The 17,182-nt window shown below is 44.8% G+C and carries 9 protein-coding genes and 1 pseudogene; 1 reads left to right on the top strand and 9 read right to left on the bottom strand.

The features are described from left to right. Positions 1 to 4: 4 nt before the first annotated feature. The 7 genes from C8N47_RS18950 to C8N47_RS16965 all read right to left on the bottom strand — a co-directional run bounded on the left by C8N47_RS18950 (position 5) and on the right by C8N47_RS16965 (position 15,474). On the bottom strand, positions 5 to 1,648 hold the full coding sequence (locus tag C8N47_RS18950; protein ID WP_245915746.1) for a sialate O-acetylesterase: 1,644 nt from the start codon (positions 1,646 to 1,648) through the stop codon (positions 5 to 7). 121 nt (positions 1,649 to 1,769) lie between these two features. Further along, positions 1,770 to 4,097 (bottom strand): glycoside hydrolase family 3 N-terminal domain-containing protein, encoded by a 2,328-nt coding sequence (locus C8N47_RS16990; protein WP_107823775.1) that lies wholly within the window; start codon positions 4,095 to 4,097, stop codon positions 1,770 to 1,772. A 28-nt stretch (positions 4,098 to 4,125) separates the two neighbouring features. Further along, positions 4,126 to 5,382, bottom strand: coding sequence for a hypothetical protein (locus C8N47_RS16985; protein WP_107823774.1), 1,257 nt, complete (start codon positions 5,380 to 5,382; stop codon positions 4,126 to 4,128). 25 nt (positions 5,383 to 5,407) lie between these two features. After that, entirely contained in the window at positions 5,408 to 7,090 is a 1,683-nt protein-coding gene (locus tag C8N47_RS16980; protein WP_107823773.1) for a SusD/RagB family nutrient-binding outer membrane lipoprotein, read from the bottom strand. 41 nt (positions 7,091 to 7,131) lie between these two features. Continuing rightward, positions 7,132 to 10,323, bottom strand: a complete 3,192-nt coding sequence (locus tag C8N47_RS16975) for a SusC/RagA family TonB-linked outer membrane protein (RefSeq protein WP_107823772.1) — start codon at positions 10,321 to 10,323, stop codon at positions 7,132 to 7,134. Positions 10,324 to 10,340: 17 nt separating this feature from the next. Further along, the gene (locus C8N47_RS16970; protein WP_107823771.1) at positions 10,341 to 11,162 is read right to left on the bottom strand and encodes a glycoside hydrolase family 16 protein; all 822 of its coding nucleotides are present in this window, start codon (positions 11,160 to 11,162) and stop codon (positions 10,341 to 10,343) included. Positions 11,163 to 11,502: 340 nt separating this feature from the next. Next, the gene (locus tag C8N47_RS16965) at positions 11,503 to 15,474 is read right to left on the bottom strand and encodes a hybrid sensor histidine kinase/response regulator transcription factor (protein ID WP_211316196.1); all 3,972 of its coding nucleotides are present in this window, start codon (positions 15,472 to 15,474) and stop codon (positions 11,503 to 11,505) included. 180 nt (positions 15,475 to 15,654) lie between these two features. Here C8N47_RS16965 and C8N47_RS19145 point away from each other — a divergent pair. After that, positions 15,655 to 15,822: pseudogene (locus tag C8N47_RS19145) on the top strand (transposase); the annotation flags it as partial. On the opposite strand, the gene C8N47_RS19140 reads toward C8N47_RS19145, so the two are convergent. Together C8N47_RS19140 and C8N47_RS16950 are read right to left on the bottom strand one after the other, a co-directional pair. Then, a complete protein-coding gene (locus C8N47_RS19140) occupies positions 15,783 to 15,959 on the bottom strand; it encodes an RNA polymerase sigma factor (protein ID WP_107823768.1) in 177 nt (58 codons plus the stop codon). The pseudogene C8N47_RS19145 and the gene C8N47_RS19140 sit on opposite strands and share 40 nt — an antisense overlap. Positions 15,960 to 16,477: 518 nt before the next feature. Further along, complete coding sequence (locus tag C8N47_RS16950; protein ID WP_107823767.1) at positions 16,478 to 17,083, bottom strand: site-specific integrase; 606 nt, start codon at positions 17,081 to 17,083, stop codon at positions 16,478 to 16,480. Positions 17,084 to 17,182: the final 99 nt, after the last annotated feature.

The following is a 17,182-nucleotide window of genomic DNA, read 5'->3' as shown; positions in this document are numbered from 1 at the left end:
CCGGTTAATGATTGACGACAACCGGGCGTATCAGTTCAAGCATTTTCTCAGCATAGCGGCGTCCAAGCTCCCGATAAGCAGCTGCTGTAAAATGGAGTTTATCTGGAATTACAGCCAGGCCTTTCGACGAGACCACATAAGCATTGGGAATAACTGAGGGCAAGTTGTCAATAATTTCATTCATGCTCGCACAGGCTCCTCCCTGGTCGGCATTAACGGTTTCACCAGCCAGCAATGGTACTGCATCGTAACTGAGGCCCAAGTCAGCACAAAGGTTTTCATATACTTTCTTCACCTTAACAGGCCATTGATGGTCGCCCGTATTTGATTCTCCCTGGTGAAGCAAAATTCCTTTAATAACACCTGCTTTTTGTGCCTCCTTTGCCATTTCAACCAACCGCCCGTAAGGATTATCATCATATTGCTTAATCCATGAAACCATCCACGAAGGGGCCGTTGCGATATACTCAGCACAACTATCCTTATCGAACAATTCGATTTTACATCCCCCTACTGCAACGTTTATCACGCCGATGCGAATGTCGTCGGGCAAACTGTCGACTAACATGCGGCCAAAGTAGTCAGCCGGAGTCAGGCCAGTATTACATCGGCATAACGGAGGGACAGCGGTATACCATTGACCTTTTTCTCTATTCAGCTCCGGACAATCCAAAGTGGCCATTACCCGAAACCGCTCACTCACATGGATGGTGTCCTGTGCTTCAATCCGAGCATTTCCTTCCATATTGGACTGACCGAAACAAAGGAAAATATAGAATTTAGGGTCGGGCATCTGCTGCGAACCCAACATACAATCCGATTTAAAAAGTAATTGAGAAAACTGCCAGAGATTGTCTTTCCATACATTGAAGTCGTGGTAACCTCCCGGAATTACCTGGTAAATATGCGGAACCTCATTTGCCTCTAGGTAATCGTGTGTACGTTTGCTAAAGTTGATTAGGCCGTCCTGATCTCCACACGAGATCCAAAGTAATTTCAGTTGCTGTTTCGCTTTTTCCGGATCAGGAACAAGCAACTCGGGGGTTTTCGTGTTTGGAGCCGACGAAAATCCACCCACCCAGGCAAATTCATCGAGGTTCCCCAGCCCAAAGTTCAGCGATTGACCACCTCCCATCGATAATCCAGCAATGCCACGATGATCACGATCCGCCAATACAGGGTAATTCTTTTCAACAAAAGGGATCAGATCATTCAATAAGTCTTTTTCGAAGGCGGCAAAAGCAGCCACTTTGTCCGGGGCCATAATATTCCCGATTGCACGGTCATCTTTCATCGCTCTCCCATTGGGAAGCACTACAATCATCGGTGCTAACTTATCTTCGGCATAAAGATTATCGAGAATAACCTGCGGTTGTCCCTGGTTGAACCATTCTTTCTCGTCGCCACCAATACCATGCAATAAATACAAGACCGGATATTTATTGCTGGAGGAGTAGCCAGGAGGTGTGTATATTAAAGCTCGTCGATTGGTGCCTACTGTTTCCGAGTGATAAACAAGTGTATCAATTTTCCCATGCGGAATATTCGGTCGGGACACATCAAATCCCGAAGGCGTGGACTCCGTGTACTTCTGTGCATTCACAATAAAAGAAAAGATCATGAATGCCACAAAAAAAGTTTGTTTCATTTGCCATCAGTTTAGTTTAGAAACGACAAATTACACCAATCGCCTACGAGACGCTTTCAGTTTTGAATATTTAATTTACAATTACAGATACCACACAGCAAGTTTTGAACTGCTCCGTAATTTATTTGTTTGGGGTGTTCCATTTGTATGTTTTGCTACATTCAATATTCAACGTTTGATTACCGCATTGCATACGAAAACCTCCTTGTTCCAGTGTCCAATTACCATCTGCACCAACAAATGCTAAATCACTGACTTTAATGGACAAGGTAACAGTTTGGGTTTCGCCAGGCTGCAGTTCTACTTTTTTAAATGCTCTTAATCTACGGCTCTCCGGTGTAAGCGATGCCACTAGATCACGACTGAAAAGCATAACTGCTTCTTTTCCTGATTTCGTACCGCTATTGGTTATATCCACAGAAAAATGTAATTCGTCCTCAGCTGTAAATGAGTCCATATTAGTTTTGAAATTACTGTATTCGAATGTTGTGTAGCTAAGTCCGTAGCCAAAAGGCCATTGCACAGAGATAACTGCATCATAGTCATACGCTCCCTCCATTTTGTCTATTTCTTCGCTTACCCTGTAATCATAGGTGGTAAGTTCGGCTTGATTGCGCGGGTATGTGTATGGCATTTTGGCACTCGGATTGACACTGCCGTCCAAAATATTGGCCAACGCATCGCCACCAAAATTACCTGGCAACAAAATGTTTATGATTCCACTTGCCAGCGGCTCGATATCGTTGATAATACGAGGCCTACCTTCATTGAGTATTAGCACAATTGGTTTTCCTGTAGTGGCCAAGGCTTTTATAAGTTTACGTTGATTTGGAGAAATGGCGAGATCGTTGAGGTTACCGGGCGTTTCGCAATAAGAGTTTTCACCAATACAAGCAATGATGATATCTACATTGCGTGCTGCGGCAACAGCTTTATCAATCTCCGGCTCATTTTCTTCCGTATAACTACCTTCCGGTTTATAGGTTACTCCTTGTTCCAAGCGTACATTGTCCGCACCAAATTTGTTGCATATCGCCTCGTAGATGGTATTATACTCACCGGCAAACCTATCGGTAAGATGTCCTTGCCATGAATAGCTCCATCCACCGTTCAGACAGCGCATCGAATTGGCATTTGGGCCAGTGACAAGGAGTTTTTTGCCTTTTGTTAGGGGTAATATGTTATTCTCATTTTTAAGCAGAATCATCGACTCTTCAGCAGCATGGCGTGCTAATTGCTTGTGTTCATTACTACCAAAAAGCGGATAATCTTCAGTCATAGTATTAGGGCAATTGAAGAGATCCAAGCGGAGTTTTAATCTGAGAATCCGGCGTACAGCATCATCAATGCGGCTCATGGGTACCTTATTTTCTTCCACCAGTTCTTTGAGCAGTGTACAGAAATGAAGATCGTAAGGCTCCATCGCCATGTCGATCCCTGCATTAATAGCTATTTGGATAGCCTCTTTCTTATTGGCAGCGATGTGTTCCCGTGTGTAAAGATTGTCAATATCTGCCCAATCAGTTAACAGCATTCCGTCCCATTTTAAGTCTTCTTTCAACCATTTGGTCAGCAAGTCATAGTTGGCATGAACCGGCACTCCGTTAATAGATCCGCTATTGACCATGATGGTTAATGCCCCGGCTTCAACACATGCTTTAAAAGGTGCAAAACATTTTTCACGCAGGTCGGCATCGGATATGTAAGCTGGCGTTCGATCTTTACCAGTACGCGACATGCTGTACCCCATATAATGTTTTACTGAAGTCGCGATACGATCCGCGGGGATATGATTCGGATCGTTGCCCTGGAAGCCTCGAACGGCAGTACTCCCCATGATTGAGTTAACCAGACAATCTTCGCCGTAATTTTCCCAAACACGTGGCCATCTCGGGTCACGTGCCATGTCCACAGTCGGGGAATAAGTCCACGGACAGTTGGCTGCACGGGTTTCATAAGCAGTAACCTGGGCCGATTTGTATGCCAATTCGGTATTGAACGAAGCCCCAATATTAATATTTTGCGGGAATAAAGTACCCCCCAATGTGTAGGTGGTGCCATGATTCTGATCTAATCCATAGATACAGGGAATACCGATTTCTTTCATCGATACATCCTGTATTTTACCGATAATCTCTTGCCATTTCTCACGACTTTGTGCAACAGGACCGGGGGCATTTAAAAGAGAACCAACTTTGAATTCAGCAATGGCCTTGTGAAGTTTGGCATCATCAAGTTTGAATTCATCATTAACGAATTCACCTAATACGTCAATGCTAAGTTCGGTCATTTGACCTATTTTTTCATCAAGAGTCATTTTTTTAATGATGTCACTCACCTGCTGCTCTATCTTAGGATCTTCAGCCACTGCTGAAGGAGGGGTTACCTGCGTAGTGCAGGCAACCATAATAGTTGATGAAAAAATTAGTAATACTTTTTTCAGTGTCATAATCCAATGATTAATTTTTTAGTTCATATTACTGTACGGTTACCAGATCGACATAATAGCCGTGCCCTACGCATAGAAATCCGCTTTCAGCCTGAATTTTATCCAGAACCTCTTGTGTTAACGGTACTTCCTTCACTCCGTCTGTTGAGAACTCGATTACAGAAGTGTCGGGCAGGTCATTCCACCAGCCGGTCGTGGTGCGTAACTGATGATATGCTGCTTCAGCGGCTACTGAATAGTGAATACTCAGGACAGCACCGGCTTTTAACGAGGCAAACACATCACTGCCAATCAGGTTGAAGGTTTTGTTCGGACTACTGTCGGGAAGATCCCACGACACGTAATGGTGTCCTTGCCAAAGTACAGTTGTTGACGAAACAGTGACTGTCTGTTCGGTAACCACTTTCTTATCAAGATAGAATTGTAAGTCTGCACCGCCTTGGGTAACACCTGTCAGTTGGTAATCCCCGTCATCCAATTGCGGACAGGTAATGGCGATTTCTGTGCCCGACTGCCGGATGAACTCCGTGATAGTCTGTCCGGCAAAGGTCAGTGAAGCAATCTGGTCGAGATTGATACCGGTCATCACCCATTCTCGATTCGAGTTGGTTCGATCGGCCCCTGAAGTGATAAGCGCCGTGTAGGTTACTTTGACGGTGTTGCCGCCATACTCGTTGTTTTCATTGTCTACCAGTATCACGCGATGCTCACCTTCGGCCAGGTCGGCGGGCACTTCATATTCGATGTAGGAATTGTCTTCTGAAGCGACGTAAACGATATTGGTGATGCTTATTCCATCAATAATAATACTCGTTACGTTGTCGAGATTGTTGCCATAAAGACGGGCGCTTATACCCGGCGCGATAATACGCTCAAAGCCTACTTCTGTCGCCCAAGGGTCTTCCGCTAAGGGATTTACCTGTACAATACCCTCGCGATAGGTCGATTTACCGGCTTCGGTTGAAACGATTACCTTAAAATTGTATGTACCTGCTTTGAGGTTGATATCGAGTGAGGTTCCGGTTTGTACTTCAACTCCGTCGATCTGCCATGAAATGGCGGTATAGTCGGCCGGAGTGACTGTCAGTTCCATTGTGAGGTTGGCGTCCCGGCTAATATTGGCGACAACAGGCAGTTCGCCGTTTACGCGGTCCGGGAAAATGGGGTCGAGTATCCGGGGGTCGTCACTGGCGGTAGCTGTTGAGAACGGATCTTCGTCGTTGCATGCTGTGAATGTAAAACTCATCGCAAGTACCGCAACCAGTATAAAATATATTGTTTTCATATTTCTTCTATTTACATCTTTATCGTTATTCCGTAATTGTTTTATTCCACCATACAGGTGTGTTCCAGCTGTTATTGCCACCCATCCGGGCCAATGCCTCATCATAACTTGCTTTGTTGTATGACGATTCAAGTACCGGGTAGCTGAGGCGTACCGGAATTTCTGAACCTCCGGTGAGGAACTGGCCGAAGCCGTAATCAGCAGGAGATTTAAGTGCGGGATAACCTGAGCGGCGCACGTTGGCCCAGCATTCGGCCGGGTTGGTGAGATGAAGAATCCACGCTTGGGTGTTAATCGCTTTCTTTCTCTGCTCGTCGGTGTAGCCTATACTTATATTCGGGATGAATGCATTGAATTCATCGTCGGATATAGCCTCACAATTATAATTATCGGTCAGAAAATCCATAGATGCTCTTACGCCTTGGATATACAGGTCATTAACAGAGCTAGCCCCAACATTCCATCCTTTTAATTTGGCTTCTGCAAACAGAAATTTCACTTCAGCTGAAGTTATCACAACCCCCGGACTACTGCCTTTGAGGAAATTATTAGCCAGTTTTGGCTCGGTCTCGCGGGCTACACTCGAATTGACTGAAGGATTGGTTTTGGCCAGCTCTTTCAATATATCGCTGTCGTAGCCGGAAGGCCATGGTTCCCAGGAGAAAGCTCCCGGATCACGGGGATTCGTTTGGACGCCTTTGGCGATTATCTCGTCAGTTAAGTCAACACGGTTGGCCGGACTTGTGGCACTCATAAGCCCGTCGTAATAGAAGCGGGCGATTCTGAAAGTACGGGGGTCGCCGGTGTTGTAAAGTTGATTGTATAAGGTAGAACAAAGATAGCTGGGATTATTGGCCGGGTCGTTACCGAAGAGCAACTGCGACAAAGCATTACCCCGATAATCTGAATAGGCTTCCTGCCCAAAGCTGAACGAAATATCCATGTATTTGATAAGTGCGTCGTCGCCGGCATTCTCCAGGATGCCGCCATCGGCTTGAAGCGCTTTTTCAAATTCTTCCTGAGCCTTCTCCGGTGCTACATTGGAGATTCGCATGGCAAAGCGCAGGCGAAGTGAATTGCCCAGTTTCTTCCATTTTGCAATGTCTCCGTTGTAAATAACGTCGCCCGTAATTCTGTCTTTGGCGGCGTCAAGGTTTTCAACAGCGCTATTCAACTCCAGGAAGAAATCATTGTATATTTCTTCCTGCGTGTCATAACGGGGATTGAACTTTCCTTCGAGAAAACCCTTGCCAGCTTCGCTGTAAGGTACATCACCATAAATGTCTGTGATAACAGACATGAGATAGACTCTGTATATACGCAAGGCTGAATTAATATTCACCTTTAGGCTGTCGTTGGCGGTATGGTATTCAGCGTCCGTGATGTTCTTGATGGCCATTGGATAAAACGACGTCCAGATGCGGCTCATCTCGCTATTGTCTTGCGTGTGACGTCCGCCATAATTTGTAGTATTCCAACATCCCATGAGCTGTTGATTGAACGCGTAGAGATAGTTTCGGTAAATCTCAACCATTCCCAGGTCGCCATACGTTTGCAGCTGTGCCGTAGTGAGCTGGGCATTGGGGTCAACAGAGGAAGCCTTCGAGGGGTCGGTGTTCATATTTTCCATGTACTGATCCGTGCAACCGGCAAAGAACAGGACAGAGGTCACCAACATTATTGCTATATAGGATAGATTGTATTTCATTGTATTATATTCTTTGTGAATGAATTAAACTTGAAATTCGTTTAGAATTTAATATTGACGTTGAACCCGTAGCTTCTGCGCGATGGTAATGAGCCATACTCCATACCCATACCAGTCGTGTTATTGTAGTTGGAATCCGGATCGATGTTCGGAATGTTTTTCCAGATGATAAATGGGTTGCGTGCAACAAATGAGAGGTTGAGACCTTCTACAACATTTTTCAACAGGGATTTCGGAACATTGTAGCTCAGTGTTAATTCGCGTAGTTTTACATACGAGTTGTCAAAGACAAACATTGACGGTGCATTGCGGCTTACACTCATCCAGTAATCCTCAGGGTTGATGTAGATGTCGTTGGGACGATAAGTGCCATCGCCATTGTCAATTACCCCGGGAGCGACAAATCCTCCGGTGGGGGTCCAGCTGGCAGAGCCTTTGGCGATGCCGGCAGCTTGACGTTGTTCTTCAGAGCGGTACCATCCCTCACGTCCGGCAAGTGTTTCTTTGCTCTTGCCCGATTCATAAGCGGCACGGGCAGACATGGAGTAGAGGTCGGCTCCTACTTTTACGTCGAAGATTGCTGAAAGCGACAGTCTTTTGTATGTCAAGGTCGTAGTTGCACCTCCGGTCCAGTCCCAGGAAGCATTACCCAACACATGATTGCTCTTGTCGTATTGAGGCAAACCAGTCTGCGGGTCGATGAGTACTTCTCCTTTATCATTGTACTTAAAATCAGGTCCTACAATCGAACCAAAATTCTCGCCGACCTTGGCTGCCACCTGAACATCGAGCCAGGCAGCTTTTTCCAATTCGAACATATCCATATCGTCGACAAGCTTTTTTACTTTGTTGCTGTTTTTCGAGAAGTTCAGGTTTACATCCCATGAGAAGTCTTTGGTTTCAATGGGACGTGTATTGAGTGCTATTTCGATACCTTTATTCTCAATTTCGCCGGCATTAATCAGTCGGTAGTTGTAGCCCGATGTCCAGGAACCGGCCATGCCCATAATCTGGTTTTTGCTGGTCTGTGTATAGTAGGTAAAATCAACGCCAACCCGGTTTTTTAGAAATTTTGTATCCAGACCGATTTCAAAAGAGTTGGTCTTTGTCGGTTTCAAGTCCTTGTTTGGAATGGTGTTGTTGTCGATATAGCCGATGGTGTAGCCGGGATAAGTAAATTTGGATTTGGTGTACACCAGCCCTAACTGGTAGGGGTTTGTATCGCTACCTACCTGGGCCCACGACATGCGGAGTTTTCCGTAAGGCATGAATTTTTTTACCTGAGCCAGTTCGGAGAACACGAAGCTACCCGAAAAAGAAGGATAAACATAGATGTTGTTGCTGGTAGGAAGCGTCGATGACTGGTCGCCGCGCAGCGTGGCATCGAAATAGAGCATGTGTTTCCAACCCAGATTGACAGCGCCATATACCGAGTTGATTTGCTTGCGGTAACTGTTCAGTTCGATGCTGGTTTCGTTGAAGCTCATCAAGGCTACTACGTCGCGAATTTGCATATCCTGAGCTGTGATAACCGTGGTTTGGTTGTTCACTTTGTACACGTTCCCGCCGAGGGTCGCATTTAGATCGAAATTTCCCCAGCTTTTGTTGTAAAGGGCGAGCAGCTCAAAATTGTACATACGGTTCCTGAACGAACTGCTTTGAAGACGTCCCGCTTCAAAACCGGGAGTGGTGGGGGCTTTAAAGTCTTCGAAAGTAAACCAGTTGAGTTCTGCTCCCGCTGTTCCTTGCAACTTCAGATGCTTATTGATATTCCAAATCGCCTTTCCGCTGAATCGGAACTGATCTTTCTTCGAGTCGTTGCTATTCTTATAGACATCCCAATAAGGATTCACGTTGTAGGGATCCATGCCGTTCCAGTTGGCGTACTCGCCATTTTCATCCTGGTAGGTTTTTAGCCACCGTTGGTCGTAGGTGGTAGCCAGTGTCATCAGGTTTTTACCAATGTTCGACTTGCTGTCGCCCAGTGCAGGACGATTTTTTACCGCCTCACGCGTATAGTTAGCATTGAAATCAAAATCCACCTTATCCAGCGAAGTATTGGCACGCAGGTTAAAGATGTCTCGGCTCATATGGGTTTCCGGAACAATATCTTTGTTCCGCATGTCGGTATAAGTGAAGCGCACGCCGGTATTACCGTTGTTTGTGCTGATGATGGCGGTATTACTGGCTGTAAGACCTGTGCGGAAAAAGCCGGAGGTATTGTCGGGTATGATGAGGTATGGCCGCTCTGCGCCGTCATAGTATTTCAGGGAATTGGTTCCGTCAGCTTTCGCACCCCAACTTTTATTGGTATTGGATACGGCATCGATGCTGTAGGTTCCGTTGCTGCCCATGCCATAGGTTTGTTGTATGTTGTTCCATTTGGCAAGTTGTGTATCGAAGGTCACCGTTCCGTTGTATTCCACATCGAAACTGTTTTTGCCGTTGGCTTTTTTGGTGGTGATCAGGATGACACCATGGCTGGCGCGGCTACCGTAAAGAGCGGAAGCGGCCGGACCTTTGAGCACCGATATGTTTTCGATATCATCGGGGTTGATGCCTGAAATACCATCGCCAAGGTCGAAACCACCGGATGTACCTGCACTACCGTAATTGGTGTTGTCGAGGGGAACACCATCTATAACATACAAGGGCTGGTTATTTCCAGTCATCTCGGTGTTTCCGCGAAGCAGTACACGGGTAGAGCCCGATGGCCCGCCTGCGGTTTGACTGACCACCAGCCCGGGCACACGACCGGCCATTGAATTGATGACATTGGTTTCCTTGGCTTTTGTCAGGGCGTCGCCGTTTACTTCGGCCACGTTGTACCCCAACGCTTTGCGTTCTCTCTTGATTCCCAGTGCTGTAACGACAACGTCGCTAACCATTTTGTTGTCTTCTTCCAGGACAATGTCCAGCGGAAGCTGATCAACCGCTACTTCCTGGGTTTTATAACCGATATAACTGATAACAAGAATGGCTCCGGGACGGACATTCAGGCTGAATTTGCCTTCTTCATTGGTTATGGTCCCGTTGCGGAGATCTCCTTTCTCAACAACAGTTGCTCCAATGATGGAGGCAGAGGCATCCCTCACTGTTCCCGTAACTTTGAGTTCTTGTTGTTCTGTTGCGGAATCATTTAAACCAGCCGCTTTCATTTGGAACACGCTTCCGAAAAGGCAGGCAGATAGTAGTCCGCAAAACAATATGTATTTGTAAGCTTTTATTTTCATCGAATTTATAGTTAAGATTAATATATTTTCACCCAGTCAATATACATGTTCACTTTTTCACCGTCTTTTAAAGCGGTGATTTCGTTTATGTTGGTGATGCCTGTAAAAGAACCACCTACAGCAAGGTTAAACAGAATGAAGAAGTTGTCATGGAAATACGCAGAACGTCCGCTGGTTGTGCTAATGTCGAACGAATGAAATTCGATATTATCAACCGATACTGTCAGACTATTTTCGCTCCAGTCCAAGGTGTAGACATGGTATTGGCCGTCCTGTAAACTGTGGGGGAAGTTTGAAGCCTGGTATTCTTGCTGATGTCCTGTTCCGGCATCGGTTCCGTAGTGGATGGCTGTGTTCAGGAATGTTTCGGTGGTAGCTCCGGCAATTCCGTTACGTTCGCCCATTTCCATAATATCAATTTCTCCGCATTGCGGCCAGGGCTTTCCGTTGTCTCCCATCATCCAGAACGCGGGCCAAAGGCCGTTGCCTGTTTTGGGAAGCTTAATGCTTGCCTCTATTTTTCTATATTTGAAGTTCTTTTTTCCTTCGGTGTTTACACGTCCGGAGTAGATTTTATTGCCTTTGCGTTCGGCTGTTAAAATCAGCACCGATTTACCTTGGTCGGTACCCACCGAAACATGTGCTGCATCGTAGGCTTGCAGTTCCTGGTTTACCCAGCCTGCTTCGTGCACTTCTTTCGTCCAGATGTTTCCGTTAAAGGTTTCAAAATCGTCTTTGAAAAAAAAGCTCTCTTGTTTTCCTGCATCCACCTCGTCGTTTGACGAGCAGGATTGTTGCATCAAACACATTAGTAGTAGAAAGACTGTTGTTCTTTTCATATTAAAATGTTTAGGTTAAACTTGTTTTTTGGCTGTTTTGAGTACGGCCGCAAACAAACATTTCCCGAAGTCGAACCCGGAAGAAGGTTTATGTCTTTTGGACGGCCTTTTTGCTCAAAAGAGCGGTGTGAAAATGCTAATTGCAGGTAAAAACGATGGGCAGATAGCTGACAAATAAGGTTTGATTACAGACAATTTCTATCAAGCGCGACACACGGGGCTTTCAGAGACCGTTATACCTGTGGCGGGAAAATTAAATTTCCGGCGTTGTGATGAGTAAAAAGCGCCAATAAGGTCAGTTGTCGTCCGTTTGACCGAAAAAGCTCCGGTCTAAAATCAGTTATGAAGCTGAATCGGTTTGATTGTATTTGCTGGGTTGTACACCAAATTGTTTCTTGAACAACGAACTAAAATATTTTGTATTGACAAATCCGGTGTCGGTAGCAACTTCGGTCACGTTTCTGCCTTCCTTCAATAGTTCAGCTGCTTTCTGAAGCCGGATGATGCGTATAAACTCTTGTGGGCCTTTTCCGGTCAGCGATTTAAGGCGACTGTAAAAGAGCGTCCGGCTCATGGCCATTTCCTGGCACAGCGTGTTAATATTGAAATCAACGTTACTCATGTTCCCGATGACAAGTTGAGTCGCTCGTATAATAAATTGACGATCGCTTTCCGGCAGCATATCCGAAGCCGGTTCATCTGTTTGATTGTCGTTGGTTTTTGCTGATAAGTCCGGGTTGTCGTTATTGTTCAGGCTTCCTTTTTCTGCTTCAACTTGTAAAAGAGCTTGTCGCATGAAGAAATCCCGTTGCCTGTTTCGGTTGGCTATCAGACTCTGTACTTTCAGTTTTAGGATCTCGGTACTGAAAGGCTTGGGAATATAGTCGTCTGCACCTTTCTTCAGTCCTTCAACAGTGGCATCATGATTAACTTTCGCGGTAAGCAAAATGAAAGGTATGCCCGCGGTGTCCGGATTTTCTTTGACCAGCCTGCAAAGTTCATCCCCTTGTATGCCCGGCATCATGACGTCGGATAGTATCAGGTCAGGATATTCGTTTGAGAGATATGTGAGAGCCTCCTGAGCATCAGAAACGTCAACCACCCGGTAGTCGTACTCGAAAGTTTTACGCAGGTAGTAGCGCAGCGCTTCGTGATCTTCGACGATAAGCAGCGTATCTTTTCCTGTTTGCCGGTTGATGTTCCTGGTCTTGCTCACTTCTTGTTTGGCAATGTCGGCGGTTCCGGAGAACAAAACTTCCCGTGGAGTAACAGTCTGCTTTGATACAGCTTTGGGGACGGCATAGGTTCTTGGCAGCGTTACCGTAAAGGTGCTCCCTTTATTTTCCTCGGATTGAAAGCTGATCTTTCCGTGCAGTATTTTTATTATCCTGCGTGCCTGTAAGAGGCCGAAGCCTGTTCCGCCTTCGTTCGATTTTCGCGTATTCTCGGCTCTGTAAACATCGGTAAACAGGTGTTTTTTTGCCTTTTTCGGAATACCAATGCCGCTGTCTTTGATTTCTATAATGGCTTTTCGTTTCGTGTAAAGTAAACTGATGCGGACATCACCCTGCGGCATCGTATACTTGCAGGCATTGGAAACAAGATTGTCCAGCAGTATTTCGACGATATGCATATCTGCCATAACGTAAACGTCTTCATCGGGCAACGAGAGACTTAAGTGCAATTGTTTTTTGTCGCACAACGGCTGAAAACCGGCAATCTCTTCGGCAAGGACGTCGTTGAGGTTTAAGGGGCTTAATACAGGCTGTTGCTTGTGGGTATCTACCTTTTCAAATTCGAGTAGCTGCGTGATGAGCGTATAGAGCTTGTTCGTGTTGCTGTGCGCCAGTTCCAGGAGGTAAAGGGCTTTGTCCGAGAGTCCCTTTTCCTTATAAAGGTCGTCCAAAGGCGCCATAACAAGCGTTACAGGAGTCCTGATGTCATGTGCCGTATCAATGAAGAACCTTATTTTGTCCTCATCGTAGCGTTTCTGAAGCTGATTGCTCTTGTAGCGCCAGATAAAGGAAATGACGATACCCGCGACGGCAATGTAAACTGCCCATGCCCACCACGAATTCCACCAGGGTTGAGCGACTTTTAATACAAGTGTTTTTTCAGATATAATCTTCCCGTTATTCCGTCGTAAGCTGCGTACTTTGAGGAGATAAGAGCCCGGAGATACATTGGTGTACCTCACCACTCCATTGGGCGATAAGTTACTCCATGATTTCTCGTATCCTTCCAGAATATACTGGTAGGCAATGTCTCGCTGAAAGCGGTAATTGATCGACTCAAAAGTGACTGAGAATGAGTTGTGTTTGTAGTCAAGTTGAATCGTGCCATTAGCCAGCATGTCGTAGATAGCAGGACGTAAACGCTTTTCTTCCTCAGCGGGGAGATAGTCTATGGTCAAGCCGGTAAATCTCAATTGGGCCTGATAGTTTGTCATGCTTATCGCGTCGGGCGTAACTAAGACAACGCCGTTCGTGCTGCCATAGGCAAATTTCCCGTCTGTCAGCCGGGCGAAAGAGGATTTGTTATATTCTTTGTCGATGTCGCCCACGTAATTGAGGTTCGAAACCTGGAAGTTTTCGATTAGCGCAAGCCCTTTTCCCGTACTTATCCACAGACGTCCTTTGGCATCTTGTTGCAGGCTGTATACGTCGTTGGATGGCAGCCCTTCCTGCGTGATGAATATCCTTGACTCCCGGCTTCGCATATCATACAGGTTTAGCCCACCCCCTTCGGTCCCCAGCCAGACCGTGCTGTCGCCGTTAAAAAGCATGGATATGATATAGGCACTGACATTTTGTTCATGATATTCCTGGGAGGTAGCGTAGCGTTGGATTTCCCCGGTGCGTTTATTCACCAGGCAGAACCCATTCACTGTGGCGGCGGCTATTTGGTCATTGTTTACCTCCTCTATGGATTGAATCCACTTAATATCGTATGTTCGTTCGGGGCGTCCCTGCTTATCCATCATCAGCAGTTGTCCGTCCAGGCCACCCACCCATAAGTTCCCTTCTGTATCTTGTTTAAGCGAAAAAACATAGTTTGTTGTAAGTCCTCCCTGCTGTTTGGTAAGATGGCGGACGACCTGTTTCCGGTTGTTCAAAAGGTAGATGCCGTCGCCGTAAGTTCCGGCCCACACGGAGCCATTTTCTCCTTTGCACAAGGCAACGACCACCACACCCTTTAACTCGTGACTCCACCGATGCGAAGATTTATCGCGGATGCTGATTCCGAAGTCGGTGGCAAACCATAGGTTTCCATTGGTATCTTCTTCGATATCATTGACATTGTTATTTGCCAGTGATTGCGGATTTCCTCTTTGGTGGCTTAATATCGTAATCGGGTATTTCAACAGAATGGCAACAGATACGCCCCCGGTGTAACTTCCTATCCAGATGTTTCCCTGGTGATCTTTGGTGACGGCATAAATCCCGTTACCCGGTAAGAAAATGTCGGTACTGTCCTCTGTACTCATCAGCAGATGGTACTTTTTTGAGTCTCGGTCGACTGCATACACACCTCCTCCATCTATTCCTACCAACAAGGTATTCTCATCATAGCTCGTAATTGTTCTTATCGGGTATAGAAAACCGGAACTTTGTTCTTTCAGAGGGAGCAGGGCCGAAGTTTTCAAATCCATCACCCACAGACCATTATTGAAAGTGCCTATCCAGAGTTCATTGTCGGTTAGGTTGTGAAAGAGCGTCTGTGCATCCTTTCCTTTTATCAGCCAATGTGCTTGGTCTAAATGCGCGTACGAAAGTTGTAACACCCCGGTGGATGTACCAACAAAAAGCGATTCGCCTGTAGATATGATGTCATTTACATATTGTCCGCTTAGGACCGGAGTGATCGGTTTATCAGCTTCTTTCTTATACAGCCCTTTGCTAAGTCCCAACCATAATGTTCCGTTCTGATCCAGGCACAACTTGTTTAAAATGATTTCTTCGTTGATAAACTCGGACAAATACATGTACTGTTCAAAATTGTCATCCTGAATCGAATAACGATAGATTCTCCCGGTGTTGTCGTATGCCCATAGTCCGTAATGTTTATCATACAGCAAACGAAGTGTACGCCCGCCCATATCACCGTAGTAAAAGTTGCCCGATAACGTATAGCTTTTTATGGTATTGCCGTTATAGCGATCGATTCCTGCTTTTGTGGCAATCCACATTGCGCTGTTCTGATCTTCAACAATTGAAAATACGCGTTGACTGCTGAGCCCCTCCGAATAGCCAATATGCTTGATGTCGAATATATTGTTGGTTAATTCGGCCTTGACGACAATGACCGCCATTGACAATAATATTATTATTGTTAGTTTCAACAGTTTTGTCATAATTACGTTTCACAAATGCATGATAATGGGAAACTGTTTAATATTAGATAAACAGGCACAAACAATTGACTATCAAATTGGCAAATGAAATAAAAATCCATATCCCACATATAGTCAAACACATAAAACACCAAAAGAATGTATTTTACCGACCTAACCGATACCCAATATGATGTAATATTAGCCATTTTAAAGGATAAAGGAAAACGGAACTATTCTTTGATAGAAATATTTAACGGCATCTTCTATGTGCTTAAAACCAGTTGTCAATGGAGGATGGTTCCGAAGTGTTTCCCAAAATGGGAACTCATATATTGCGCCCCATGTACTTTGAGACAAATGTCCGATCGTTGGCTATTCTCCCAGACCTTCACAAAAACCTCATGAACCAAATCTTCAGCATCTGATTCCGATTTTATGATAGAATAAACAAATTTGTTCAATTTTGCCTAAAAGAAAGAGTATACTCCGTCAAAAGCACGCATATCTCCATTGACAAGATCTTCGATGCATCGTTTCTCGATTTTTCCCTTTCCCACATGATTCAAAGTTGATTGAATTCTAAAGATGTTTCAAAAATATAAAAGATTCCCTTCTTGTCAATTCTAACAAAGAAAGAACTCTCAACATCACATTAAAAGGGCAACAAATAAAAAATCAAAGAATAGCATCGTTGCACTTAACTAGCCGTAAAGTATTTTTATTGCATATCCACTTCTTTAAGAAATATACGGATATGACACGACTGAATATAGAAAAATCAGATCTAAATGCTTAACTTTCGAATTTCGAACGCATATAAGAACCAATATTTATTTGCATCCAGAAATTATTGTAACTAAATTAGACAAATTTTGAAGCGTTCTTTAAATGTGAACAATACGGTAAACTAAAGAATTCACAAGACTATAAATATCTGATATATAAATACATTACGAATCAAGTTCAAATCTTGTCATACCTACCCTATTTCTGTCATACCCATTCTCATCGCTAATCCCTTCATATCTGCCGATATTTTCGAATCGACAATTCGCGCATAAATTTGAGTAGTCTTTATAGAGGTATGCCCTAACATCTTTGAAACAGTTTCCAATGGAACGCCATTCGACAACGTCACCGATGTAGCAAATGTATGTCGAGCCACGTGCATTGATAGGTTCTTGTTTATTCCACAGATCGTCGCTAATTCTTTTAGATACTCATTCATTTTCTGATTTGAATGTATCGGAAGCAATCTTCTCTTATTTTCACTCTCTGGGAAGCTTTTATACTTGATTATTATTGCTTTGGCTTTGGGCAATAGCGGAACTCGGCACCGAATATCTGTTTTTGTCCGATCAATGACGATCCATTCTTCCCCATCGTTTCCAATATGAATGTGTTCTTCACTTAGCCTCACAAGCTCTGCATAGGCCAATCCGGTATAACAAGCGAAAACAAAGGCATCACGAATGATTTCCATTCTTACCGTTAAGAATTTCTTTCTCTCCAAGTGATGCAGTTCCTGAAGCGTCAGATAATCCCGATGAGTTTCGTTACGCTTCACTTTGAAAGAATGGATCATTCCGAAAAGTTGTGGAGCTTCATTTTTTAGGCATAAATTTTAGAGATTCGATACAGGAAGAAAGCGGTATCATTTACCCCTCTCAAACACGCCCTGAAA

Source organism: Mangrovibacterium marinum (genome assembly GCF_003046625.1).
GTDB lineage: Bacteria > Bacteroidota > Bacteroidia > Bacteroidales > Prolixibacteraceae > Mangrovibacterium > Mangrovibacterium marinum.
Note: the sequence above shows the minus strand (reverse complement) of the source record. Positions and strands in the feature narration are given on the sequence as shown.

Coding starts and splice junctions, on each gene's coding strand:
- C8N47_RS18950 (WP_245915746.1), bottom strand. CDS start 1,648: ATGAAACAAACTTTTTTTGTGGCATTCATGATCTTTTCTTTTATTGTG.
- C8N47_RS16990 (WP_107823775.1), bottom strand. CDS start 4,097: ATGACACTGAAAAAAGTATTACTAATTTTTTCATCAACTATTATGGTT.
- C8N47_RS16985 (WP_107823774.1), bottom strand. CDS start 5,382: ATGAAAACAATATATTTTATACTGGTTGCGGTACTTGCGATGAGTTTT.
- C8N47_RS16980 (WP_107823773.1), bottom strand. CDS start 7,090: ATGAAATACAATCTATCCTATATAGCAATAATGTTGGTGACCTCTGTC.
- C8N47_RS16975 (WP_107823772.1), bottom strand. CDS start 10,323: ATGAAAATAAAAGCTTACAAATACATATTGTTTTGCGGACTACTATCT.
- C8N47_RS16970 (WP_107823771.1), bottom strand. CDS start 11,162: ATGAAAAGAACAACAGTCTTTCTACTACTAATGTGTTTGATGCAACAA.
- C8N47_RS16965 (WP_211316196.1), bottom strand. CDS start 15,474: ATGGCGGTCATTGTCGTCAAGGCCGAATTAACCAACAATATATTCGAC.
- C8N47_RS16950 (WP_107823767.1), bottom strand. CDS start 17,083: ATGATCCATTCTTTCAAAGTGAAGCGTAACGAAACTCATCGGGATTAT.